The sequence below is a fragment of the Candidatus Saccharimonadales bacterium genome (assembly GCA_035480635.1).
Classification (GTDB): Bacteria; Patescibacteriota; Saccharimonadia; order UBA4664; family DATIHN01; genus DATIHN01.
Genome location: DATIHN010000018.1, coordinates 24,416 through 47,825, shown reverse-complemented (window position 1 = coordinate 47,825; position 23,410 = coordinate 24,416). Strand labels below are relative to the sequence as shown.

Sequence of the window (23,410 nt, the reverse complement as noted above, 5' to 3'; positions counted from 1 at the left end):
TCACATTTTGCAAGACTTGGCCGCCCAGCAAGTCACGCGCCAGATTATTGTGAATATATTGTCGCAAAGTCCTGGAGCCAGCATTGGTGCCGAACAACAACAAATCATTAAACGAGTGCTCGAGCAAGTCCCCAGCCCTGGCGACGTTCGTCATGACTACCCTGGGTCGGGCAACGGTGGTGACGGTAACGAATAATTGCCATAACAGCTATTGACAAAGCATTAGTTTTTTGGTAATATAGGTATCACAAAACCAGGTAATTCACCTGGTTCCGCACCTATCAGGAGGCAGCCAGATGGCTGTTGAGAGCCCACCAAATCCCCTCAGCCCGCCCGCTGCCGAACCGTTCGACCGCCGTAAGCACACCATTAGTGCGGTAGCGGCCGTCATCGGCACCTTTGTCTTCGTCGTTGTGCTCGCGCTCATCGTTGGAGGCATTGCCTTCGTGGCCGGCCACAACAGCGCTGTATCAACCCAGAACCAGCCGTTCACGAGCAGCCCGAACCCGAATGCCAACCAGTCGGTCGGCACCACGCCGGTCAGCCAACCGCAAGCCGACCCCACGCCGAGCCAAGCGGCCCCGCTACACAGCACCTGTCCGGTCCATCTGGACCAGACTGGTTTGAGCCAAGTGGCCATTGCCCAGAACCTGATCGAGATCGTTCAGGCGGGCTACCAGCTGAGCAATGCCGCCTGCATGAGCACAGCGGTCAACTCTCTCTCTGACTTGGAGGTCGGCCGCAACGATGCCAGCAGCGGGCAACTAGACCCGTTCAGCGCCGGGCCGGTCACCGTCACCGCGGTCACGGAGCAGGGCTGTGGCAACTGCGTCGGTGGATCGCAGTGGGACATCACCTACACCGTCGGTGGTGCCAGCCACAACTTCAAGATGGCCATGCACTACTACGGTGGCCAGCTGCCGGTTTTCTTCAGCGTTCCCCCGACCGCCGACATCATCGACTTCCCGTAAGTGCGGTTTGGCCCCGGATCTCCGTTTCGCATCTAATGCGGATCGGAGGCCGGGGCCTTTCGTGTTTTATAACCATTTTCTTGGCTCAAAGCATCAATCAAACCTTATGGCATCAGCCAACCCTTTGGTGTACCATAAGCAGTATGAAAAGGTGGTGGGCAATAACAGGTATCGCCGCGCTATTGCTGCAGTTGATAGTCCTTTTGGGATCCAGCGGCGTCCAAGCGATCCAAGATCCAGGTGGCGGCGCCACTAACCCCAATGTGGCCATATGGGTCGATCGGGCTCACATATCCTTCCGCGGCCATATTTATTTCGACGGCAACATTGGTGACGGCCACTTTACTTATTATCGTATCGACGACCCAGACCAATGCACGGACTTCATCGCTAACTTCAGTACCGACCGACGGAGTGCTGATGTCGCGAACGATCCGGATTTAATCTATCATGAACTAATTTATTCTGTTCAAGCTGGTGGTTGTTCGGGCAAAGAAGAGCATAATACCGCAATTACTATTGTTGGCACATCTAATAACTTAATATCCTTCCTGTGGGTGGATAGTGGAACAATAATCCGAGCCGATGACGGCAAGGAATACACTCTCAACAAAGATGTGGGCACTTTCTTAGAAAACGAATCCAATTGTCGTGATAGCATTACCGCCACCAATGGTAAAGATTCTGGGACCTTAAGTGTCTGGGCCAAGAGTGGCGACGATATCAAGAATGACTATAACTGGTACCCGTTTGATCAGACTCTAGAGGACCAAGTTAAAAACGGCCAAACCACCTCCAAAGACGGTTGTGTGGTCTCAAAACCAGTCAATATCCAGATTGGCAATACCGAAAACGCCACTAAGCCCCCTGGTAGTGGCGCTACCTCCCAGCACGATGATGCGGCGGCATCTGGTTGTTCAATCAGCGGCGGTTTCGCCTTCATCCTCTGTCCTACGATCGATATGGGCAACCAAATTTTTCGGGGGTTAGAAAGCGAAGTCGTCAATATTCTCCAAACCGGTCCGCTCGATAATCAAAGTTACCAGGGCGCCTATAACGTTTGGCAGGCCTTCCGCGGACTAGCTAATATTCTCTTTATTTTGATCTTTTTGGTGGTCATATTTTCGAGCACGCTCTCGATTGGATTAAGTAACTATGATATCAAAAAGATCTTACCGCGGTTGGTTATAGCCGTAGTTTTGGTCCAGTTTTCATGGATATTGATGCAGCTCGCTTTCGATATTACTAATATTATCTCAGCCGGTATTGCCGACTTAATTACCAGGGCCGTACCTTCAACAGTCAATACGAGTCCCAGTGATGTAATCAATGCTGTTGGCATAGCCATTACTGGTATAGCAGCGGTGGCTATCACTGTCGCCTTTGCACTACCTTTAATAATCGCTCTCTTTAGTTTGATTTTGAGCATCTTAGCGGTGTTTTTGACGCTTGAGTTACGTAAGCTGATTCTCTTAATCTTGATAGTGCTAGCGCCTTTTGCCTTCATTGCTTGGGTTTTACCCAACACCGAAAGCATCTTTAAAACCTGGTTCAAAACCTTTAGTCGCTTGCTATTGATGTACCCTTTAATAGTTTTACTTTTTGCCTTTGCCGGTATTGGTTCAGCCATTGTCAATTACTCCCCAAGTGCCGATATTTGGCAGATTATATTAGCCTCACTCTTCCCAATTGCTGCCTTCTTTGCCGTGCCGATGACGTTCAAATGGGCCGGAAGCGGACTAACTGCTGCTAACAATGCATTCGGTAAGCTCACTGCCGGAGCGGGCAATAAGCTGGCCGGCGACAGGCTGAGCGATCTAGAAAAGCAGCGACAATCGAACAGGGCTAGAAACCGGGCCGCCAAGCGTGAAATCACGGCCGGCAAGCTCTACAGTGGTGGTTTTTTTGGCCGCAAGGCAGCTCGTGCATTAACCGGCAATAAGGGAAAAATCGGCAATGCCAGACTACTTGAAGCCACCCGCAAAGCCCAGGAGGAGCAAACCAAGGCCGAGCGAGATAAGCTCTCGGTGGCACTTGAGCGGGACATTGGTAACGACACGGGACAAGAAGCTACTTTGCTCAAAGCTGCAAAGAGCTCAAACGAATATACCCGCCAGGCCGCCTACGAGGCTATGATCGACAGGAACATGTTTGGGACTAAAGGGTTGGCAGGGCTGGCCGGCGCGAAGATGGACAAAGACGTGGCCTGGCAGAGAACCAAAAACAATAAATGGAGTGATATTAGTGATAAAGGCGGATTTATGCTCGAGAGTGGCGGTCTTGAAGAAAAAATTGATTCCTTTACCAAGAAAGCCTCACTGGCTCAAATTGCCAAAACCAAGGCCGGAGCCGCCCAAGCCATTTACGAAAGTGGCTCAGTAGCTGCTCAGCGTGAATTCGCAACTAAGGCTGCGTCGATACCGAGTCTTCAGCCCCGCTTGATGGCTGATGTTATTACTGACCAAGGCACTTGGTGGACTAAGATCGGGGATAAGGTTGGCGTACCAATGCCGGAGCAAGTGCCTTTTGACCCAGAGAAGAGAAGAGAGACATGATTCTTAATGCAGCTCCAATAAGTAAGCTCTGTTAGGATTAAATTATGGGTCAATATAAAGTACCTCAAAACGTGGAAGCCGAAGATAAAATCATCGGCGCCCTGACACTCAAGCAATTCATCTACACCGTGGCTGGAGTCATGATTGGGCTAGTCAGCTTTTTGACCATGCGCAAAACGCCAATAGTGATGTTGATTATTGGCCTGCCGCCAACAGCCTTCTTTTTACTACTGGGTTTGTATCAGCGCCAAGATCAGCCGTTTGAGGCTTTGTTTCTATCGCTAGTTAGTTTCATGACCAAACCGCGCAAACGCATTTGGATTAAAGAACCGATCGAAGAGGTCTTTAAAATCGAGGCGCCGAAAATTGTGAAGGAAGTTACCCAACGCGATCCGGAGGAGGTCCGCGGTCAACTGGAGCGCTTGAGCCAGATCGTCGACACTCGTGGTTGGAGCTCCAAGAAAGCCGAGTTACAGGAACCCAGCGGCGAGGCCGGGCTGGAATCAGAGGGTCGATTGGTGGAACCCAACTTGCCGGCTAGCGGCGAACCGATTGAAACTGACGTTAGCCTGGCTGATGATATTTTGGATTTTCAAAACAACCCCAGCGCCCACAACATCGGTTCCCTCATTAAAGACCAAGCCAAGACCATCCGCGAGGAAGCGGTAAAGAAACTCCACGCCCAGGCTCAGGCTCAAACCACGCCGCCGCCGGACCAACAAGTGTCGGTTGGGTCTAGTAATTTGACGACAGATCAAACTCCGGCCCCCGATGCCACCTACCAACCGACGGCCACTACCAGCCCTCAGAGTGCGACGGTGACCGCTAGCCAACCCCAGCCCGGCCGCCCGGCTACTGGCCAGGGCAACAATGTAAGCGCAAGCGAGCCTGCTCGCCGAAGCGACGAAGTAAGCGTAGGCGAGATGACTACCAACCCGTTGGATGATATACTCAAGCTAGCAATGGATAATGAGGACCTAACGGTCTCTCAGGTAGCGGCCCAAGCCAACCGCAAAGCTCCGCTGGCCGAGGGCCAATCTGTTAGCTTGAGAAAGAATGGCAAAAGCTAAAGCACAAGACCAACTCAAAAGTACCCAGAACTCTCTAATAGTAGGTGAGATCAAAGACGGCATCCTGGTCCTCAAAGACGGAACCTTGCGGTCGGTTGTTTTTGCCAGCGCCATTAATTTTGATTTGATGAGCAGCCGCGAGCAAGATGCGGTTGAGTATGCCTACCAGGGTTTTCTTAATTCTCTACATTTTCCGATTCAAATTTTGATTCGATCGCAAAAAGTTGACTTGGACAATTATATTGAAAAGCTCTCAGGCCTTAGAGCCCAACAAGACAATGAGCTTTTGGGATTACTAATGGAAGACTACATCGCCAACATCAAAGGCTTGATCGAAGAAGTCAACATCATGAGTAAACAGTTCTACGTGACTGTGCCTTATTTCCCGCCGCTAACGACCAAGACCGGCTTCTTTTCGTCGCTGGCTAATACCCTCAGGCCGCAACAAGTTACCACTGTGACGGAGCAGCAGTTTAATGATTACAAAAAAGAGCTGTCGCAACGCGTCACCCAAGTTACCAGTGGCCTTAACCAAATCGGTATCAGGGCCGTTAACCTCAATACCCAAGAGTTAGTCGATCTCTTTTATAGTTCTTATAACCCAGATGTGGCCCAGAACCAGAAGTTGATTGATCCAGCCCAATTGCAGGGAGCAACCGTTACTAAGGGCGAGGGGGCTGCGCCCAAACGAACTTTGCCTAGTGCTGCCATTGGCAGCGATAGTGAGGAACCAAAGTAATGGCCCTATTTAGGCGTAAGAGCCAGCCTAATGCCGCATTACCCCAGCAAATGCAGGAGCAACAAGAGGCTGAATTAATTTATAGGCAGGGGATTGTGACCCTGCGCGATTTGATTGCACCACCCTCATTCGAGGTTGAATCCGGCCACGTTCGAATTGGCAAACGCTATGCTAGAACCCTATACGTTTACGGCTACCCCCGCCAAATTTTTACTGGTTGGCTCTCGCCGATTATTAACTTAGATGAAGTCATCGATATTTCGATCTTTATTTATCCGGTCGAAAGCCGAGTGGTGCTGGAAAACCTGCGCCGCAAAGTTGGTCAATTGGAAGCCACCTATTCCATTAACCAAGAAAAGGGTCGGGTGCGCGATCCGGGTCTGGAGGCAGCTATTCAAGATGCCGAGGAGTTGCGAGATAAATTGCAAGTTGGGGAGGAGCGTTTTTTCCGCTTTGGCCTCTACGTCACCGTCTACGCCAACTCGCTAGATGAGTTAAATCAAACCCAGCGCAAGATCGAAGGCATCTTTGGCCAATCTTTGATTTACACCAAACCGGCGACTTTGCAGATGGAGCAGGGCTTCAACGCCACCCTCCCAGCTGGTGATGACGAATTGCAAGTCAGCCGCAATATGAATACGGGCGCACTTTCGAGCACCTTCCCGTTTACTTCGGCTGAACTAAGCCGTAATGAGGGTATCCTATACGGTTTGAACCGCCACAATAATGGCTTGGTGCTGTTCGATCGTTTTAGTCTAGAAAACGCTAATATGGTGGTGTTTGCCAAATCCGGAGCTGGTAAGTCCTTTGCTGTTAAACTAGAAGCGTTACGTTCGCTGATGATGGGGACTGAGGTCATCGTGATTGACCCCGAAAATGAGTATCAAACCTTGAGCGATGCTGTCGGCGGTAGTTATTTGCAACTCTCTCTGGCCTCCGATACTAGAATCAACCCCTTTGACCTGCCCAAAGTTCTCGATGCCGAGGACGCTGATAATGCGCTCAGAGCCAACATTATTACGCTACACGGACTGTTGCGGCTAATGATGGGCGGCGCCCTGCCCCAGAGCGCGGGCACCGGTGGACCGGCCGTTTCGGTTCTGACCCCAGCTGAAGATGCTGATTTGGACGTGGCGATTATTAACACTTACGCCAAGGCTGGCATTACCAATGATCCCCTGACTCACACCGCTCCACCGCCAACCATGAACGATCTCTATGAAACCCTTAAGGCTATGGCTGGCAATGGTCCGGAGCTGGCTCAACGCTTACGCAAATACACCAGCGGCACCTTCTCGGGCATATTTAGCCAGCAATCCAATGTTGATTTGGATAATAAGTTCATCGTTTTCAACATTCGCGATCTGGAAGACGAACTGCGACCGGTCGGAATGTACATTACCCTCAACTATATTTGGAACCGGGTTAAGTCCGATAAACGCAAGCGGATTTTGATTGTGGATGAGGCCTGGCAGTTGATGAAGTACGAGGATTCAGCCAACTTCATGTTCTCTCTAGCCAAGCGGGCCCGGAAATACTATCTTGGCCTGACTACAATTTCGCAAGACGTCGAGGACTTTTTGAGCAACCGAATGGGGCGAGCCGTCGTCTCTAACTCGTCTTTGCAGCTGCTGTTAAAGCAAGCTCCTTCGGCCGTTGATATCGTCGGCCAGACTTTCAAATTAACCGATGAGGAAGCCAAAAGGTTAAGTCAATTCCCAATCGGTGAAGGCTTGTTCTTTGCTGGGTTGAATCATATTATTATTCGGATTTTAGCTTCCGCTACCGAGGCTCAGCTTATTACCACCAACCCGCAACAATTAGCCGAGCAGGCTGCTGCGGCTCAAGCCGCATCACCCACCAACGAATCAACCCCGATTCCCAGCCCAGCTGACCTGCCGCCGCCGCCAGAACAGCCAAGTGGAGATGCAGTTCCAGCCCCCGCTCAACCCGGCACTCAAGCTGCAGCCGCCATTCCACCAGCCGAGCCACCAACAGCTCAAAACCCACCTGCAACGCCAGCCGAGGCCCCAATCCCACCCGCCAACGAGGTTAGGTAATGGATGAGCAGGGTACCGCTTTAGAACCGGAGCAATCGGAAGAGGTTTCAGAGGATCGCTATGCTAAACCAGATTTAGAATCCAATGCCGGATACCAGCTTGGTTCTGGGTCTAGATCCGGTTTCAAGTTCGATATTAAAGGTGGCACCACCAACTTTCTTAAATCTAACCGCAAGAAGTTCTTCATTGCTGGAGGCGGTTTTGGCGCGCTGGCTGGCCTCATGGTTATCCTGTTTTTTCTTTTGCTCTTTAAAAACATTCATATTAAGAACTTATTCATCGATTATGAATTTGCTAAATTCAACCGCGGTTTTCGCAATCGCTTGGAGAAATCAATTACTGAGGCCGATGCTAAGGGTAGTGCCGATAGTACTGTAGCCGACGGTGCTACCCCGGAGGAAAATCTAGCAGCCGCCAATGCCGCCGAAATTGAGAAACTCAAAGGCAACCCTGATGCCACTAATGAGGCCGTCCGCGAGGCTGAAGGGCTTGATGCGGGTTCGGCTGGTAGTGGGGGAGTGATCAATCCTGAACTTGGCATTGATACATCAATTGCCGACGAAAGCGGCAAGAGCAACGACCAGATCGCTAAAGATACTCAAAAATCAATCAGCGATGAATTAAGTAAAGGTGATGCGCCCAAGGACAGCCCCAGCCCCGCCGCCAAGGATGCCGCCGACGAAGCTACTACGGCCATCGAAAGTGGCGCCTCAGCTGATGGTGTTACTCAAGCCGCCGTTAAAGGCTTCTCGCGTGGCCTCAATAGCCTGTTCTCCAAAATAACTGGTCCATTTATATTTGCTACTCTGGGCTGCATTGCTAGGGATATTTATGTTTCGAGTTACCATGTGGTGGCCCAACTCAAGTTTGCCGGTTTGGCTCGGGCCGGCGCCACTCAATCCAAATACGCCGATTGTCAGATCCAAGGCAAGTGTTCGCTAACCCAAATTGGCACAGTTGGAGCTATGTACGATAACAGCAAAGAATCATTCGTACAGTCGGCAGCCTACAAAAGAGCCACCAACCAACCGGTGACTCAGTATGATCTGGATCACAACGACCTTAATACCAACCTAAGACCAAGCCAACAGCTGGGTGGTAGTACAGCCGGCATTATTGGCTCTGCCCTGGCTATTGGGGATAAGGTTAATACTGGGTTAAATAGTATCCCGCTTCTAAAGCTTGGTTGTGGGACCATTCTTCAACCCTCAACTCAAGTGATATTCGCAGCTGCCAGTGTTGGTACTGTGATTTTGGGTGTGGTAACAGATACGGTTGATTTTGGATTTGGCACAGTCGCCCAAGCGGCTGCCTTTACTGGTGCTCAGATTTTTGCCACCAAAGCCGGGCAGGCTCTGGCTCTCGATGCCGCCCTCCACTATGGCGGCCTCTATTTCAAACAACACTTTAGCCCGATTCAACAGGGTAATGTGACGGGGGCCGGCTATAAAGCCTTGGCCACCGATAGCTGCCGCGTCAATGGCTGCCGGCCACTGACGGCTCAAGAAAACGAGCGGGTGGCCTTATCCATTCAGGCCGATGCCATCAAACAGAGTCGCAACCAAAGTTTGGCTTATCGATTCTTTAGTCCTAAAAACCCTTATTCGACTTTTGGTCTCCTGGCTGATCGCACACCGTCCTCGCCTAGCGCTACTATGGGCGTCATTAGTCGATTCTTTGCCACCGCTCTAAGCCCCCAAAAGCTGTTGCAAAGCTTCTCGACATTGTTTAACCCATCACGACTGGCCTACGCTGCGAATGTCGAATCAAACACCTATGGAATTCCTGATTATGGCTTTACCGACGCCGAATTAGACACTTGGGGTGTAGTTGAAAACTCTCGCTGGGTCCGCAGTAATATCTCACCAACCAAGCGCGATGAATTTGATAAATGCTTTTCGGCGCCGATGGGTGACATCTTGGCCGACAATGGTGGGATAGGATCTAAGTGTAATAATTTAGAGACTCAGAGCACTGTTGCGTTCAACGCCGCAAATAATATTCGCTTAGCCTCTACGGGTACCGTGATAGCTCCAACGGCCGATGGGATCGCCTTTGCCCACTACCGCATCTTCAAACTCGATCAACGAGTAACCCGCGATCTGGTCTTGCTTTACAACCACCAGGACGGATCGTCTAATGGTGGGTCAATTTCTACTAGCGCTACAACGACATTACCGTCAGGTTCGGCTCAACAACTGGCTCAGCAACTCATCAGCAACCCCAAGGTCGATAAAACTGGGCGGTTGGTTCTCCAAGACCTGCAATCGACTAGCCAGGGCCAACCGGCCTCGGCTGGGGCTCCGCTGAGCCAGACTTTATTGGCCCTGCTTGTTGCCTTATCCAATGGTCATAGCTACCAGATCACCGCCCTCGAAAGTGGCGGCACCGGGCATGCCACCAGCAGCCGGCACTACACTGGCGACGCTGTTGATATCGATCTACTAGACGGCCAGCCTGTGACTGGTCGCAATCCGGCCTCGATCACTATTATCAATACCTTAGCCCCGTTGATGCCGCAGGGCGGGGCCTTTGGCCAAGCCCAATGTGGGACTACGCCGAACTTGCCTTCTGGGATCAACACCTTTAATGACAGTTGTGGTCATTTGCACATCGAAGTCCCGGTGGGCAGCCCATGAAACGATTTCTCTCAGTCGTTTGGTTAGCAATGTTCTTGGTAGCTCTCCTGCCGATCAATGCTTTGGCCGGTACCCCTAATCAGATCCAGTGCGCTATCAATAATTCTTGCCGCTATGACACTAATGCCCAATGTTTAATAAGTGGCCCAGCTGGCAGCGGTCCGCTGTTTGGCCCGCGCTTTCCAAAAGTTTCGGACACCAAGGAATTAGCAACTAGAATTGAAGACTTTATTCAAAAAACCGTCCCTGGCTCACCTTTTAAAGGCTTGGGCTCCCAAATTGTTGAGCTGGGCCAAAAGTACGATGTTAACCCAGCTTTTGAAGTAGCTGATGCTAATGCTGAAACTTCTTTGGGCACAACTGGTTCTGGGCGTGCACCTCAGTATGACGTTAATGGTATCGGGGTTTATGGTGGTAAGGCTGGCTCAAACTACCCTAACGTTTTAGCAGGGACTGAAGGCTTTTTTAAACTGATTAGCAGTGGAACTTACTTAGGCCCGCCAGCCAACTTAACCACGATTGCACAGATCGAGAAGATCTATTCTCAAGCATATGAGAGGAAGACGTTAAATGACCTTGATGGTATGCACAAAATCTTGGACGGCATCACTACTGATAGCAGTAGCCCAAGTATTGCGCCGGTTTCCAGCTGCGCCGATGGAACCACCACCGCCGGAGCCCTGGGCTGGGATTTGGGGGTCGGGCCCCATGCCATGGTCAGCTACGATCAGGGTGACGTTCGATGGGCCAATCACCCCTACGGAACAGGCAAATCGCCCTTGAGTGATTCGGGTTGCGGACCAACCGCCGTTGCCATGGTGGTAGCCACTTTGACGGGTGACCACAGTGTTACTCCGGTCACGATTGCTGATAAATACGGGGACAAATACCACGTGGCGGCCGGTTCTTCACACGCGCTCTTCCCAGCGGCTGGCCAAGATTACGGACTCAAAGTGACATCATTGGGAACGGATTTGGGCGCCGCAGCCAATATTATTCGTCAAGGCGGACTAGTGATAGTAACGGTTAGTTCAGGACACTTTACCCTAAACGGCCACATCATGGTGATCAGGGCCATCACACCTGACGGTACTGGTTTTTACCTGGCCGATCCCAATGGCGACGGGCGAAACAACGATAGCGAAAACACCGCCTTTACTTCTAGCTTCCTACTCGGGCAAGGCAACTTAACTTCACTTTGGGGATTTACTAAATGAATCGCAATCGGATCTTAATTCTGGTAGCAGTAATTTTGGGCTTGTTTATTATTGGTTTGATAGCTACCCGATCAACTTACAATCCAAAGGCGCCCAGAGAGCCTGAAACAGCCACGGCGCCGGGCCAGCCAGGTGTATCGATTAATAATGCGGGTGGATTAGCCGATATTTTATTGAACCAACAATTCATCGCGGTTCGGACTAATCTAGCCAGCTACGTCCAAACCAAGTATCCAAGTGCTAAAAGTGCGACCGTTACAGATGAACCAACAGTCGCAAACGATGGTTCTATTAGTTTTCATCTCCAGATCGATGGGGCCAACAAAACGGTGGCAGTGCGAATTGATCGCCTGCCCAATGGGGTAGTGACGGTAGCTGTGCCGACTGATAATTACCAAAGCACGGTCCAGGTTTACTCCAGCGGCAGCGATTAATCAATTGCGCTAATGACAATTTGCAAGCGGTCGATGGTAACCCCGGTTTGGTGCTGAAACTGCTCGAGTAGGTTGATTTGATTTAGGCGAAGTTCTGAAGCCATTGAGGCATTGGGGGTAACTAGTTTTAGGACGTTTCGGTTCAGGGACATAACCCTAACTTTGGTGGGAAAGCGCTGGTCGAGGATTTTCTGGATTGTTTGGAGTTGCGGACCCCGCTCCAAACCCAGCTCATCGGCTTTATTCTTGAAGTAATCAGGATCAATTGATTGCATAACGATCGATCTTGGACATCTCTATGAGAGAGTGATCCAGTTTGATGTTTTTGGCCAGATCAGCGTCGGTGGTGGTGATGATAGTCTGGTAGCCAGCTAAACGTTTAATTAAAAACTTCCGCCGACTCTCGTCGAGCTCACTAAAAACATCATCCAATAATAAAATGGGGTTATCTTTCATTTGAGCAATGAGTTCGAGTTCGGCTAGTTTTAGAGCCAATATCAGGCTGCGAATTTCACCACGGGACGCGACGGCCGCAACTTCAGATTTATCGAAGCTTAAGCCAAAATCTTCGCGATGCGGCCCAATAGTCGTAAAACCAGCCGCCAGATCTCTGGGGAGATTTTGAGCTAAAGCATCCAAAAAAGCTTCGCCATAGTTGTTGGTTAGTTTTATTGAAGATAGATATTGAAAGTTGAGGCTGACAGTTTGGCCGCTAATACTTGCATAAAGTGGTGGAGTTGAATAATTTAAGTATTCAAGTAAGTCGAGGCGCCTTTCAACTATGAGTTTAGCGGCCGTCGTCAAATTGAGATCCCAAGCAAATATCTGGTCTTTAACCGCTCCGATATCGAATTTCTCGAGCAATGAATTGCGTTGTTTGAGGATCTTTTGATATTGATTTAAAGCCAGTAAATACTCTTGATCGGTTTGGGTTAAGAGTCCATCGATGTAGCGCCGGCGATTGGATGGGGGGCCACTCAGAAGTTGAAGGTCAAATGGTTCAAATAGGACAGTTGGTAAGTTACCTATATGTTTAGCTAGTGGTCGTTTAACGCTGTTATAATCAATTTTCTTGGTGGTTTTTGGGTTTATTTCATAACCCAAGCCAATTTTCCCCTCCGGAGTTGTGGCTTCGATCCGGAAAAAAGTCTGGCCGTGTTTAATTAGCTCGCGATCGCTGGTTCTAAAAGACTTTGTATTAGCCAGCACAAATATCGATTCCAGTAGATTGGTTTTACCGGTGGCGTTTGGTCCAACCACCAGAGTGGTGCTGGGATGCAAGGGGAAGCGATGGTGGTCGTAGCTGCGGTAGTTTTGGAGCTCTAGATCGTTAATCATTTAGACCGCAGTTTAAGTACGAAGCGGCATGATGATGTGGAGGTAGTCCGAATTGGCTCCTGTTGGTTGAATGACGCATGGGCTCAATTTACCGCTTAGCGACATGGCCATTTTGGGTGATTTTAGGACCGAGAGAGCATCACTTAAATATCGGGCATTCAAAGAAATTTCACTATTTTCGCCCTCAACTTCACAATCGGCACTAGAGGTGTTTTCTCCGACTTGGGATGGGTTAGCAACAACATCAAGGCGGCCTTCGGCTTTTATATCCAAACGAACACTGCCAGCATTTTCCCGGGCAAAGAGGCTAGCTAGTTTTGTGACTCTTGCCACCTCCTCGGTGTCAGCAGTCACGGTGGTTTCAGAGTTTTTGGGGATAATCTGGCGATAATCTGGAAATTGCCCATCTATTAGTCTGGAGGTTAATTCAATACCATCGATTTCAAACATAATTTGATTGTCATTTACATAAACCACCAAATTATTCTCATTATCACTCAAGAGACGAATTAGTTCTTGAATGGTTTTGGCGGGCACAATGATTTTAAAATCATTGGTTGGTTTTTTCTTTAAAGTAATTTTCTTTTCCGCTAAACGGTAACTATCAGTTGAAACTAGTACTAATTTGGCACCGTCATTGTAAATATAAACTCCTGTCAAAATTGGTCTAGCCTCATCAGTTGAGGCGGCTACCACCACCTGAACTAGGGCATCATGGAGTTGTTCAGCCGGAAGTTCAAGAGCTGGATCATTTTTAATCTGGGGTATTAACGGAAACTCTTCCGCCGAAATTCCATTAATACTTGATTCAACATGCGGAGCTTTAACCAATAATGTTTGGTCATTAGTTGAGAGGCTGATATTTCCACTGACTAGTCCCGTAATGAATTCTTGGAAGAGGCGAGCGGGCACCGTAATGGCACCCTCTTCTTCAATCTTGGCACCCAGCCAGTAATTAATACCGACTTCCAGGTTAGTGGCACTTAATTTTAATCTGTTTGATTGAGTCCCTATTAATATATTACCGAGAACTGGCAAGGAGCTTCTAGAACTAACCATCCGGCTAACTGTATTAAGAGCTTTAGCTAAACCCTCTTGTGTGACACTTAATTTCATATCCCCCTACTTTCAAATCTTTTTATATATAAATTAGTAGCCATAGTTATCATAGTGGATGTGGATTGTGCGGAAAAGTTGTTTTTTTGGCTTAAGTCTTCAAAAAAGTTTTCCCGACTAGGTGTGGTTAAAGCTGGGGTTTGGGTGTGGTTGGATTTGTGGGTAACCATCCGTTTGTTCACACTAGACCAAGAAAATCGACTGTCAATCCAAAAATTTAGTGATTTTTTCCCCAATAAACCAACCCCCTTATCACCAGAAATTTCAAACATAGAGCTGCTCTTTGATCCCCACCAGTTCTTGTCGTAAGATCTCGTCGCCTTCGACCGAACGCTCAATTTTTGATACCGAATGCATGGCCGTGGTGTGATCCCTACCACCGACCGAAAGGGCGATTTTAGGAAAACTCATACCCAATTCGTGACGCATTAAATACATGGCCATTTGCCTGGGCACAACGATCTCTTTATCTCGTTTTATACCAACTAGATCAGACACCTGTAAATCAAAATAAGCCGCAATTTTTTCGAGCACTACTTTGGCGGTTAGAGCTCGTTGCCTGGGTTTTAGACCCATACTTCCCAACAAAGCTTGGGCCGCCATTAAAGTCGGTTCGGAGCCGTATAGCTCGCAGTGAGCTAGTAATTTTGTTAGAGCCCCCTCTAATTCACGAATATTACCAGTGAAAGTTCTGGCTAAGTAGTCGACTACCTCTAGTGGAAGGGTAATACCCTGAGAATTAGCCTTATTCATGAGTATTGCTGAGCGAGTTTCTAGGTCCGGGGCTTGGATATCGGCTGTCATGCCCCATTCAAACCTTGAGCGTAAACGCTCCTCCAACCCAGCGATGGCTTTGGGTGGCTTATCGCTTGAAATGATAATTTGTTTATTTGATTGATGAAGAGCGTTAAAGGTATGGAAGAATTCTTCTTGAGTCTTTTCCTTGCCGGCCAAAAACTGCATGTCGTCAACAATTAAGACATCGACCCGGCGATATTTTTCGACGAAGGTTTCTGATTTTTTTCGCGATAGGCTCGACAAAAACTCATTGGTAAAACCTTCACTAGTCAAATAAGCTACTCGTTTATTGGGATTTGTTCTTAATATTTCATTCCCAACCGCCTGCATTAAATGGGTTTTACCCAGACCAACGCCACCATAGAGAAACAGAGGATTGTATTTGGTCCCTGGGTGCTTAGCCACCGCTTGGCAAGCCGCGTAGGCTAACTCATTACTGGAGCCAACAACGAAAGTTTCAAACGTGTATTTCGAGTTGATGTTGGAATGAGTGTCGCTTAGGGTTGGACTTTGGGGGCCAGAGACAGCTTTTGGAATGGTTGCTAGGGTTTCAGCCAAAACTGGATCGAGTTTTTCTGGAGAGGTTGATTTGACCTTATATTCCACCCCCTTAAAACCCCTACAAACTCGGGTTAGAGCCGACTTAATATCGTTATCGTACTTCTTTTCCAACCATTCTTTGGTAAAGATATTTGGCACTGCAATCACGATTAAGCCGTCGTTGTTGGCAACGATCGAAGTGTGCCGAAACCAAGTTGCAAAATTAGCGCGGCTGATCGTGACTTCTAATTCACCAAGCGCAGCCTGCCAAAGCCCCTTTCCTTCCATATACCTCCACCTTAATCGCTTTTCGTTATAAAGAGCATAACGTACCATAAGCCTTTTCCACAACCCGAATATTTGCCGTACGGTTTATCCACAGATGTAAATTTTCAGATCAATTTTGGTGGATAACTCAATTCTTTGTGTGGAAAGCAACCCAGACATAATTTCAGTAAAATTGACGCTATCGGCGATTTAGCGTAATCTATCTTGGTACATTTTGTGACTATTAAAGGTAAATTTATGCCCAAAAGAACATACCAACCAAAGAAACGCCATCGCCAAAAAGTTCACGGCTTCATGGCTAGAATGAGGACCCGAGCTGGCCAAAACATTATTGCCCGCAGGCGCCTGAAGAAACGCCAGAGAGTGAGTGCTTAATGCTAGCGCGCCCGAGACGTCTGCGCAGTAGTCGCGACATCAATCGGGTGTATAAAACCGGTCGTTTTGGTGGTGCCGAAAACTTAAGTGTTAAATCCCTGGATCGTCATCGCGCGGATTCTAGAGCCGTCGTGGTGGTCGGCAAGAAAGTCTCCAAGAAGGCGGTTGATCGCAACAAAATTAGGCGCCAGTTAAGCGAACTCTTAGCCAAAGATTGGCAGCAAATTAAAGTTGGCTGCGATATAGTAGTAACAGTCAAAACCAGCACACTGACTCTAACAGTGACCCAACTTGAGGCTCAATTAAAACGAGCCCTAACAAAAGCCGGTGCCTCTCGAGGAAACAATGTTTAATAAAATCCTAGTCCAACCACTATTTAACCTGTTAATGCTGATTTATGCCGTTCTGCCCGGCCACGATTTTGGTATTGCCGTCATTATCTTAACCATCCTGGTTCGCTTGGCACTCTGGCCGGTACTATCATCCCAACTGCGGTCCCAAAAGAAATTACAAGATTTGGCCCCCGAAGTAGCCAAAGTTCGTAAAAAAGCCGCTGGCGACAAGCAACTTGAGAGCAAAATGTTGATGGAGCTCTATAAAGAAAAGGAAATTAACCCCTTTGCTTCAATTCTGCCCCTACTAATCCAACTGCCCCTCTTTTTGGCCCTATTCATAGTTCTAAAAGACGTCATGAAACCGGGCGAAATTGCTCATTTAATGTATGAGCCGCTCAAGAGTATCCCAATTATTAAAGAAATTATCGCAAATCCCGCAGCTTTCAAACCAGAACTCTTGGGTATTATCGATCTAACTAAACCCAATATCTTTTTGGCTATTACAGCTGGAATCGCTCAGTACTTCCAGACCAAGCAATTAATGCCAAAATCAACCTCCGGCGACACTCAAGCCCAAGTTATGAATTCGACCACCAAAATTTTCCCGTTCCTAACCTTCCTAATTGCCCTGAGATTGCCATCGGCTCTAGCGCTCTACTGGACGGTTGCTAGCCTAGTAGCGATTTTGCAGCAATCGATCCTACTTAGGGAAGACGTCCGTGACCTGGAGAAGGAATAATGAGTCGCGAAGACCAGATGGCCTTAGCCAAAGTTCGACTAGAAGAGATCCTAACTTTTTTTGGGATCAACACCAAAGTTGCAATCGAGGAAACCGACGAAAGAGTCGAATTTTTGGTTGAAACCGAAGACAGCGCTCATCTGATTGGACATCACGGCGAGAACCTAAGGGCTTTGCAGTACCTCATAAACATGATGCTGCGCGGCCGCGACAGTGAAGAATTAAGAGTCGGCATCGACATCGGCGGCTACAAAAAGGCCAGAGCCGAGCAAGTTACGGCCAAGGCTCGCGAACAAGTTGGCCAAGTCATTGAAACCGGCCAAAGTCTTGAGCTACCACCAATGAATCCAGCTGAGCGGCGATTAGTCCATGTGGTAGTGGGGGAAACTGAGGGTGTGGTGAGCGAGAGCGTCGGTGAAGGGCCCAAACGTCGCGTCGTGATTAAACCTAATTAAATTTATTGTAGACCGAGCGAGTTTCCCCAGCCATTTTTGACCAAGAGAATTGTTTTAGATGCAGCCAGCCTTTTTGCTGTAACCCAGCTAATTTTGTGGGGTCGTTTAATAGAGTTATGACCTTGTTTGCCAAATCTGTGCTATCAGTTGGGTCAAAAAACTCAGCGGCATCGCCTAAAACCTCGGGCAGGCAAGTCGCTCTGGCGGCCAGCACCGGCAACTCGGCGGCCATGGCCTCGAATGGGGGCAGGCCAAAGCCCTCCGAAAGCGACGGGAACACAAATAGACTGGCATTACTGTAATAGCGCTGCAATTCTTGGTCCGACACAAACCCCAAAAATTCAACGTGATCAGCAATCTGTAAGTCTTTAGCTTGGGCTTTCAATTGATCAATAAATCTAGGAGTATTGCCGATAATTTGGAGCCTAGTTTGAGGCGCCGATTTCAAAACTACTGGCATGGCTTCGAGTAAGCGCCCAAGGTTTTTATAGGGGTAGAGATTGCCGACATAAAGTAACATAGGCGGGTCTAAAATAATCAGATGTGTCGGTTCTTGGTTGGGTAGATCAACCGCTTCGTGGGTTACAGTAATTTTGTTGGCAAGTTCATGCCCCAAGCGCTTAATCAGAGCATCAGCTGTGGCTTGTGATGGAGTAATGATGGCCTGAGCTTTGGAGGCTCGATTGAAGGCGGCTCGCATCCCAACTTGCTTTAATCGGTACTTGAGAGAGCCAACCATCCCGCCGGGCGAAACATCAAAATCAACCAGAGTGGTGTCGTGAATGGTGGTAATGCGCTGACCAGAGTAGAAAATTGGGGCATTAAAATGCAGGAAGTGCACCAAATCTGGCTTTAATCGGCGTAATTTGAATGGCAGGAACAATTGCTCGCTCAAACCGTAAACTTTATAGGGCGCAAGCACCTTACTAAAGTTGGGGCTGCTCGGCTGCCAGACTTCAAACTGATCTCGGTCCAACAACACAAAATATTTATTATCCCGATCAATTTGTTGCAAATTTTCGATTAACTTGCGGGTGTAGAGCCCGATGCCGGTCCAACGTAGGGCCATCATACGAGCGTCGATGACGATTCTCATGCAAGGTATTATAGCCGATTCAAAACCCTTGAGCTTGACCCAATTTGGTCAAGCAGTTAATTTGGGTAGGTGAGCCAAGATTTGGCTCATTTTTGGACACGTCGGAGCAAGGGGGTTGCGAGGTGTCACGAGTCAGTCAAAGAAACGGAGCGGTGCAGGTGTCGCCCCGTTTTTGTTTGCCCGGACTGCTAATGGTCGTCGTCATGGCATTGAGCACAATTCAGATGTCGACCATCCCGGTTCAGGCCAGTACCTACCACATCGTCAATGCCGCTAACGCCGTGCATGCCTACCAGCAGCAGACCCCAACATCGAGCCGAATCTTTGATTTGGCGCCTGGGCAGAACATCAACATCCTTTGCCAGGACTACGGCGTCACTACCGCCCACGGCACCAATATCTGGGATTTGATCAGAAACCCCTATTCCTTAACCGGCGCTGATGGTTGGATCAGTGATTATTACGCCTCAACGCCCAACTTCAACGCCTTTTCGCCAGGTCTGCCGCGTTGCTTTGCGCCGCTGCCACCACCGCCACCCGGCGGCCCAGGATCTCTCCAGATCCTAATGGCTATTAGTCGGGCAGCTGCCCAAATCGGGCGGGTCTATCAGCCAGATGGGCGCACGCCTTGGGCCTGTTGGTGCGATCACTTTGCGGCCTTCGTTTACGGGCGGGCTAGCAGCGGCTACTCATCGGCCCAGGCGCACTACAGCGACCTGTTGCATCGCGGTATGGTCCATTACGATCGTAACCCGCCAACGGGCGCCTTAGTCTTCTACGACTACCCCAATGGTCATGTTGTTTTCAGCTTGGGCAGCGGCAACATCATCACAACGCCAAGTTGTGGGACTCTGAACCCGGTCTATCAGACCACGTTCGGTCATTTCAACCGTTTCCTGGGATGGTCGTGGCCCAATCCAGAATGGTTCGCTTGAGCTCTAGGAGGGTGAGGGGGCGGTAGCATCAGCTACCGCCTTTTCGCGTTTTGAGGCGGAGCTTGTACTCAAACCGGCTAGCAGGGCCAACGTCGCCCAAGTATAGGTTAAACAGCACAGGAAGCCCGAGAAGGTCTGTGATTGCACTATCATGGCGACTTCAGCCGCCATTAATCCCGCAATCATGGCGTGATGCTCGCCAGTGGTCCGTTTAAGCGCTCGCCAACCATAATACAAGACCGAAAGCAAAAAGATATGAAAGGTGATGAATCCGATAATCCCACCTTCAGCAAGAACTTCCAAAGCCTGGTTATTGGGCCGATAGACACATTTGCCCACCCGGCAGCCATAATAAGCCGAGCCAAAACCACCGATGCCAACGCCAAAAACCGGGTGCTGTTTATAAATATCAATGGCTAGTTTTTGATCACGGAATCGCTCGGTAGCAGAGCCCGATCGAAGAGTTTTGAGAGTAAAATAATCTTTCAGTATAGACGTGCCACCATGATTTTTAGTGTGGTTAACCGAAACAGCTACTATTAACACCAAAACAAGAATTGTTGCTGCCAATATGGCTATAATCGGCACTAGGTGAGCCTTAGCCCAACCCTTTAAACGCTGCCTCAACAACACTGCCAAAACCAATAGCCCGGCAATAGCCGAGATAAAAGCTCCTCTGGAGAAGGTTAGAGCAAAGGCAGTTAGACCAAGCCCAAGTGCCACCCATGTCAAACGATCGCGGCGGCTTTCACTAATTAAGACTGCAAACAACACAAATAATGGCAGAAACAGGTAGTTGGCAAAATAAAGGGGCTCAAGGGCCGTCGATTGGAGCCTAGGGAAGCCAAGAACGGATTTACTGTAACGGTCGCGAATGCCCGTAACGCTATTTGGTAGTCCGGCCAGATCGCCAAAAAATTGGTAGATCCCAAAGATCGAAACAATGATGACCGTTATGGCTAGTAGCCTTCTGGTATTGGCTAGGGATGTGTTAGCTGCAAGATTAGCCACGACCCAGAAGAGGGTAGTTATGAAAAAAAGCCAGATTAAAATTTGCCAAACCTCTTGAGAATGGGCCATGAAGGCCGAAATCGCCGACGTTGCTAAAAATAAGAGAAGCCAGGGGAGTGAGTTAATGTTCCGGGGCCGTTCTAAGCCCATAATCCATCTCAAAAAATAGGCTCCGATTAAGGCAACTCCGACAATTTGGGCTGGATGTAGTAGTGGATAGCCGGTAGCGGGATTTAACGGGTAGGCACCAATGCGTTCAAACGGTAGCGCAATTATAAACGCAGCAATTCCAAGGCTGATATGGCGGTAGAACAACAGCACGCAAAAAGCTATTAGTATAAACGTCAGGATTGTTAGCACTAAGAATGGTGACATAAGCGTATTAAACCACCAATTCCTGGGACTTACCACGCATAGGGCGCATGGCGAAAAAGAACAAAATGATGGCGGAAGCAACACTACCGGCTAGGATAGCGCCAGCAGCCCCGGTCATGCCATAGCTGGGGATAAGGGCAATGTATAACGATATTGAAACCAGAAATTGGACGGCTGTTGCCAAAGTTATCTTGGCCGGTTGCCCAATCCTTAGGAGTTTAACATTCAAAGGTATTACTAGGAGTAAGACTAACTGAGCTAAAAATAATAACCGAAATGGTCCAGCTGAACTGGCGTAGTTGTTGCCGAAAACGACTTGGAACAAATATGGCGCTAGTAGTAGTACTGGTAACATGAAAATTCCTAGAACTAGGATACCTCCGAAGGCCCTTTTTAAGTAAGCACCAAACTGACTGCTATCTAATTGACTGATACGTTGCAATAGCACCGTGCTCAAAGCAGTAATAATAAGCGGCATGATGGTAATAAGTTGTTGGGCAGCATAGTAGTAGCCGGCTTGTTGAGCGCCGTGGTAACGGGTTAGGAATAGGAGGTCAAGGCGACTAATAGCACCACTGGCTGCCAGAGACAAAAAGATCCATTTGCTGTAATGAATAACATCCTGGTAGGCACTAGAGCGGTCAGTTTTCTTAGTCTTAACAAAAAAATCGTGGGGGATAAACCACAAACCAACGCCAAAAAAAATTATTGGTACCAGGGTATAAACTGCAATGACTCGGTTTAGGCTTAAAGCGGCCCCCGCCAACATGACCAAAACGGCACCAGTTCTTAAAACAAAACTAGCAAAATTTAAGACCGCATTACGAACATATTGCCGATAAGCCACAAAAAATGGACCGAAAAAAGCGGCTGCGGAAGCAAAAGCTCCAGCCAGAAAAGCAGCTCTTACAGCGGTCAAATAATCCTGGCCACCAACTAGATTTGCAATTGGTCGGGCAAATAGAGAGCCAGTAATTAGAATTAGAACTCCAACAAAGAACTCGATTCGTACGATTACATTCATGGTAATGGCGGCCTTTTTGGGGTCCTCCTTACGATATTGCGATACTAGACGGATTGAGGTGGTATTTAAACCTAAATCAGTCAGAGCAATAATCAGCACATAAAATGTGTTAAATACAGCCAGAATGCCGAATGAAGAGGGCCCGAGGTGGCGCGATACTATTATGACCGCAATGAAAGATAGGGCGGTGTTTGCAAAGTTGCCGATAAAAAAGATCAACGAGTCTCTGGCGGTAGCCGAGCCCGCCATCCCCAAAGCTGATCGAAACTTTCTAATCACCATCATTTTCAGAAATGAGCCAATTACTAATGAGTGGCAGCTTACCAAAGGCGCGGATGGCTTTCACCTGTGTTGGTGGCAGTGAATGGTAAAGCAAGGCATCAATCTCTTTTGCGCTTATGGTTCTATGATGTTGAATCTGGAATCGTTTTAAGACCATTTTAGGGAACAGCAATAATGCCATCAATGAACCCTTAAACATTGGCCAAGCTTGGCGGTTGCGAACACTATTGAATGCAACCAAAACCATTGCAATCCAGAACCGAAAAAGATATTTCCAATACAAGCGTGTCGGCATATCTTTGGTGTACACAAAGTAGAGATTTTTTACAGAATGGTAGCGGCTGAAGCCGGACAACTTTGAGCTAGTGCCTCCGATATGGTGAAAGGCAATGGCTGCGGGTTGATAATAGATTTTCCAACCCCGTAACCTAGCCCGAAAACTCAAATCGACGTCCTCGTAGTAGGCAAAGAAATCCTCATCGAACAGCCCAATGTCTTGCAAGGCCTCTGCGAGGTACAAACTGGCGCCACCACTGGCTCCGAAGACCTCTAAAACTTTGGCGTCAGACTGTCTGGCTTGGCCGCGGCCTTTTGGGAAAGGCAAACCCCAAACTGAATAGTAATCACCAATGCTATCGATCGTTTTACCATCAATATTTAGGAACTGTGATGTCACAGCTGCCGCCAGATTGCTGTGCCTAAGTGTCTCTTCGAGCCGTCTTAACCAATCCTTGTCGGCGACGGCGTCATTGTTAAATAGTGCTACCGCCCAAGCTTTCTTGTTTAAGGCGTACTTGATGCCAGCATTAACCCCACCAGCGAAGCCGTAATTTTTGTCCAATTCAATAAGCGTCACTTGGGGAAATTGTTGCTTGATAATGTCTTTAGAAGCATCGACCGAGCCATTATCAACTACTACCACCTCAAAGTCGTTGTGGTCCATTTGGAGCAATGATTTTAGGCAGGGCTCTAAAAAATCAGCGCCATTCCAGTTTGGCACTATGATTGCAATCATTAG

23 protein-coding genes are annotated in these 23,410 nt (G+C 48.5%); 14 read left to right on the top strand and 9 right to left on the bottom strand.

The features are described from left to right. The 9 genes from VLE72_02755 to VLE72_02715 all read left to right on the top strand — a co-directional run. Window positions 1-196: hypothetical protein (locus VLE72_02755; protein HSX14807.1), on the top strand; the 196-nt coding region annotated here is incomplete at its 5' end. Between the two features lie 100 nt (window positions 197-296). Next, window positions 297-971: a hypothetical protein gene (locus tag VLE72_02750; protein ID HSX14806.1), complete on the top strand. Its 675-nt coding sequence runs from the start codon at window positions 297-299 to the stop codon at window positions 969-971. 143 nt (window positions 972-1,114) lie between these two features. Next, complete coding sequence (locus VLE72_02745; protein ID HSX14805.1) at window positions 1,115-3,526, top strand: hypothetical protein; 2,412 nt, start codon at window positions 1,115-1,117, stop codon at window positions 3,524-3,526. 44 nt (window positions 3,527-3,570) lie between these two features. Next, window positions 3,571-4,596 (top strand): PrgI family protein, encoded by a 1,026-nt coding sequence (locus VLE72_02740; GenBank protein ID HSX14804.1) that lies wholly within the window; start codon window positions 3,571-3,573, stop codon window positions 4,594-4,596. Beyond that, window positions 4,583-5,335, top strand: coding sequence for a hypothetical protein (locus VLE72_02735; GenBank protein HSX14803.1), 753 nt, complete (start codon window positions 4,583-4,585; stop codon window positions 5,333-5,335). The genes VLE72_02740 and VLE72_02735 overlap by 14 nt, the downstream gene beginning before the upstream one ends. Continuing rightward, window positions 5,335-7,395, top strand: a complete 2,061-nt coding sequence (locus tag VLE72_02730; GenBank protein ID HSX14802.1) for a DUF87 domain-containing protein — start codon at window positions 5,335-5,337, stop codon at window positions 7,393-7,395. Before VLE72_02735 ends, VLE72_02730 begins: the two co-directional genes overlap by 1 nt. Further along, a complete protein-coding gene (locus tag VLE72_02725; protein HSX14801.1) occupies window positions 7,395-10,034 on the top strand; it encodes a hypothetical protein in 2,640 nt (879 codons plus the stop codon). Before VLE72_02730 ends, VLE72_02725 begins: the two co-directional genes overlap by 1 nt. Then, window positions 10,031-11,251, top strand: coding sequence for a C39 family peptidase (locus VLE72_02720; protein ID HSX14800.1), 1,221 nt, complete (start codon window positions 10,031-10,033; stop codon window positions 11,249-11,251). Before VLE72_02725 ends, VLE72_02720 begins: the two co-directional genes overlap by 4 nt. Continuing rightward, complete coding sequence (locus VLE72_02715; GenBank protein HSX14799.1) at window positions 11,248-11,685, top strand: hypothetical protein; 438 nt, start codon at window positions 11,248-11,250, stop codon at window positions 11,683-11,685. Before VLE72_02720 ends, VLE72_02715 begins: the two co-directional genes overlap by 4 nt. On the opposite strand, the gene VLE72_02710 is transcribed toward VLE72_02715, so the two are convergent. Genes VLE72_02710 through dnaA form a run of 5 tightly spaced genes read right to left on the bottom strand, consistent with a single transcriptional unit; the run spans window position 11,682 to window position 15,765 of the window. After that, entirely contained in the window at window positions 11,682-11,960 is a 279-nt protein-coding gene (locus VLE72_02710; protein ID HSX14798.1) for a DciA family protein, read from the bottom strand. The two genes, VLE72_02715 and VLE72_02710, sit on opposite strands and share 4 nt — an antisense overlap. Beyond that, window positions 11,947-13,023 carry a DNA replication and repair protein RecF gene (recF, locus tag VLE72_02705; protein ID HSX14797.1) on the bottom strand — a complete coding sequence of 359 codons (1,077 nt, stop codon included), beginning with the start codon at window positions 13,021-13,023 and terminating at the stop codon, window positions 11,947-11,949. The genes VLE72_02710 and recF overlap by 14 nt, the downstream gene beginning before the upstream one ends. Before the next feature lie 12 nt (window positions 13,024-13,035). Continuing rightward, window positions 13,036-14,139: a DNA polymerase III subunit beta gene (gene dnaN, locus VLE72_02700; protein ID HSX14796.1), complete on the bottom strand. Its 1,104-nt coding sequence runs from the start codon at window positions 14,137-14,139 to the stop codon at window positions 13,036-13,038. Next, window positions 14,136-14,411 (bottom strand): hypothetical protein, encoded by a 276-nt coding sequence (locus tag VLE72_02695; protein ID HSX14795.1) that lies wholly within the window; start codon window positions 14,409-14,411, stop codon window positions 14,136-14,138. The genes dnaN and VLE72_02695 overlap by 4 nt, the downstream gene beginning before the upstream one ends. Beyond that, window positions 14,404-15,765: a chromosomal replication initiator protein DnaA gene (gene dnaA, locus VLE72_02690; protein HSX14794.1), complete on the bottom strand. Its 1,362-nt coding sequence runs from the start codon at window positions 15,763-15,765 to the stop codon at window positions 14,404-14,406. The genes VLE72_02695 and dnaA overlap by 8 nt, the downstream gene beginning before the upstream one ends. Before the next feature lie 237 nt (window positions 15,766-16,002). Here dnaA and rpmH point away from each other — a divergent pair, with 237 nt between their 5' ends. The 4 genes from rpmH to VLE72_02670 are packed head-to-tail and all read left to right on the top strand — an operon-like array spanning window position 16,003 to window position 17,669. Continuing rightward, window positions 16,003-16,140: a 50S ribosomal protein L34 gene (gene rpmH, locus VLE72_02685; GenBank protein HSX14793.1), complete on the top strand. Its 138-nt coding sequence runs from the start codon at window positions 16,003-16,005 to the stop codon at window positions 16,138-16,140. Further along, entirely contained in the window at window positions 16,140-16,493 is a 354-nt protein-coding gene (rnpA, locus tag VLE72_02680; protein ID HSX14792.1) for a ribonuclease P protein component, read from the top strand. The genes rpmH and rnpA overlap by 1 nt, the downstream gene beginning before the upstream one ends. Further along, a complete protein-coding gene (locus VLE72_02675; protein HSX14791.1) occupies window positions 16,486-17,214 on the top strand; it encodes a YidC/Oxa1 family membrane protein insertase in 729 nt (242 codons plus the stop codon). The genes rnpA and VLE72_02675 overlap by 8 nt, the downstream gene beginning before the upstream one ends. After that, the gene (locus VLE72_02670; GenBank protein ID HSX14790.1) at window positions 17,214-17,669 is read left to right on the top strand and encodes a R3H domain-containing nucleic acid-binding protein; all 456 of its coding nucleotides are present in this window, start codon (window positions 17,214-17,216) and stop codon (window positions 17,667-17,669) included. The genes VLE72_02675 and VLE72_02670 overlap by 1 nt, the downstream gene beginning before the upstream one ends. On the opposite strand, the gene VLE72_02665 is transcribed toward VLE72_02670, so the two are convergent. Further along, window positions 17,662-18,765: a glycosyltransferase family 1 protein gene (locus tag VLE72_02665; protein ID HSX14789.1), complete on the bottom strand. Its 1,104-nt coding sequence runs from the start codon at window positions 18,763-18,765 to the stop codon at window positions 17,662-17,664. The two genes, VLE72_02670 and VLE72_02665, sit on opposite strands and share 8 nt — an antisense overlap. A gap of 176 nt (window positions 18,766-18,941) precedes the next feature. Here VLE72_02665 and VLE72_02660 point away from each other — a divergent pair, with 176 nt between their 5' ends. After that, window positions 18,942-19,700, top strand: a complete 759-nt coding sequence (locus VLE72_02660; GenBank protein ID HSX14788.1) for a hypothetical protein — start codon at window positions 18,942-18,944, stop codon at window positions 19,698-19,700. Between the two features lie 3 nt (window positions 19,701-19,703). On the opposite strand, the gene VLE72_02655 is transcribed toward VLE72_02660, so the two are convergent. Genes VLE72_02655 through VLE72_02645 form a run of 3 tightly spaced genes read right to left on the bottom strand, consistent with a single transcriptional unit; the run spans window position 19,704 to window position 23,407 of the window. After that, window positions 19,704-21,086, bottom strand: a complete 1,383-nt coding sequence (locus tag VLE72_02655; GenBank protein HSX14787.1) for an O-antigen ligase family protein — start codon at window positions 21,084-21,086, stop codon at window positions 19,704-19,706. A gap of 7 nt (window positions 21,087-21,093) precedes the next feature. Beyond that, on the bottom strand, window positions 21,094-22,395 hold the full coding sequence (locus tag VLE72_02650) for an oligosaccharide flippase family protein (protein HSX14786.1): 1,302 nt from the start codon (window positions 22,393-22,395) through the stop codon (window positions 21,094-21,096). Continuing rightward, window positions 22,382-23,407 (bottom strand): glycosyltransferase family 2 protein, encoded by a 1,026-nt coding sequence (locus tag VLE72_02645; GenBank protein HSX14785.1) that lies wholly within the window; start codon window positions 23,405-23,407, stop codon window positions 22,382-22,384. The genes VLE72_02650 and VLE72_02645 overlap by 14 nt, the downstream gene beginning before the upstream one ends. Window positions 23,408-23,410 lie beyond the last annotated feature (3 nt).

Bases quoted from the DNA above. Each gene is read 5' to 3' on its own strand.
- VLE72_02750 (HSX14806.1), top strand. From the start codon at position 297: ATGGCTGTTGAGAGCCCACCAAATCCCCTCAGCCCGCCCGCTGCCGAA.
- VLE72_02745 (HSX14805.1), top strand. From the start codon at position 1,115: ATGAAAAGGTGGTGGGCAATAACAGGTATCGCCGCGCTATTGCTGCAG.
- VLE72_02740 (HSX14804.1), top strand. From the start codon at position 3,571: ATGGGTCAATATAAAGTACCTCAAAACGTGGAAGCCGAAGATAAAATC.
- VLE72_02735 (HSX14803.1), top strand. From the start codon at position 4,583: ATGGCAAAAGCTAAAGCACAAGACCAACTCAAAAGTACCCAGAACTCT.
- VLE72_02730 (HSX14802.1), top strand. From the start codon at position 5,335: ATGGCCCTATTTAGGCGTAAGAGCCAGCCTAATGCCGCATTACCCCAG.
- VLE72_02725 (HSX14801.1), top strand. From the start codon at position 7,395: ATGGATGAGCAGGGTACCGCTTTAGAACCGGAGCAATCGGAAGAGGTT.
- VLE72_02720 (HSX14800.1), top strand. From the start codon at position 10,031: ATGAAACGATTTCTCTCAGTCGTTTGGTTAGCAATGTTCTTGGTAGCT.
- VLE72_02715 (HSX14799.1), top strand. From the start codon at position 11,248: ATGAATCGCAATCGGATCTTAATTCTGGTAGCAGTAATTTTGGGCTTG.
- VLE72_02710 (HSX14798.1), bottom strand. From the start codon at position 11,960: ATGCAATCAATTGATCCTGATTACTTCAAGAATAAAGCCGATGAGCTG.
- recF (HSX14797.1), bottom strand. From the start codon at position 13,023: ATGATTAACGATCTAGAGCTCCAAAACTACCGCAGCTACGACCACCAT.
- dnaN (HSX14796.1), bottom strand. From the start codon at position 14,139: ATGAAATTAAGTGTCACACAAGAGGGTTTAGCTAAAGCTCTTAATACA.
- VLE72_02695 (HSX14795.1), bottom strand. From the start codon at position 14,411: ATGTTTGAAATTTCTGGTGATAAGGGGGTTGGTTTATTGGGGAAAAAA.
- dnaA (HSX14794.1), bottom strand. From the start codon at position 15,765: ATGGAAGGAAAGGGGCTTTGGCAGGCTGCGCTTGGTGAATTAGAAGTC.
- rpmH (HSX14793.1), top strand. From the start codon at position 16,003: ATGCCCAAAAGAACATACCAACCAAAGAAACGCCATCGCCAAAAAGTT.
- rnpA (HSX14792.1), top strand. From the start codon at position 16,140: ATGCTAGCGCGCCCGAGACGTCTGCGCAGTAGTCGCGACATCAATCGG.
- VLE72_02675 (HSX14791.1), top strand. From the start codon at position 16,486: ATGTTTAATAAAATCCTAGTCCAACCACTATTTAACCTGTTAATGCTG.
- VLE72_02670 (HSX14790.1), top strand. From the start codon at position 17,214: ATGAGTCGCGAAGACCAGATGGCCTTAGCCAAAGTTCGACTAGAAGAG.
- VLE72_02665 (HSX14789.1), bottom strand. From the start codon at position 18,765: ATGAGAATCGTCATCGACGCTCGTATGATGGCCCTACGTTGGACCGGC.
- VLE72_02655 (HSX14787.1), bottom strand. From the start codon at position 21,086: ATGTCACCATTCTTAGTGCTAACAATCCTGACGTTTATACTAATAGCT.
- VLE72_02650 (HSX14786.1), bottom strand. From the start codon at position 22,395: ATGATGGTGATTAGAAAGTTTCGATCAGCTTTGGGGATGGCGGGCTCG.
- VLE72_02645 (HSX14785.1), bottom strand. From the start codon at position 23,407: ATGATTGCAATCATAGTGCCAAACTGGAATGGCGCTGATTTTTTAGAG.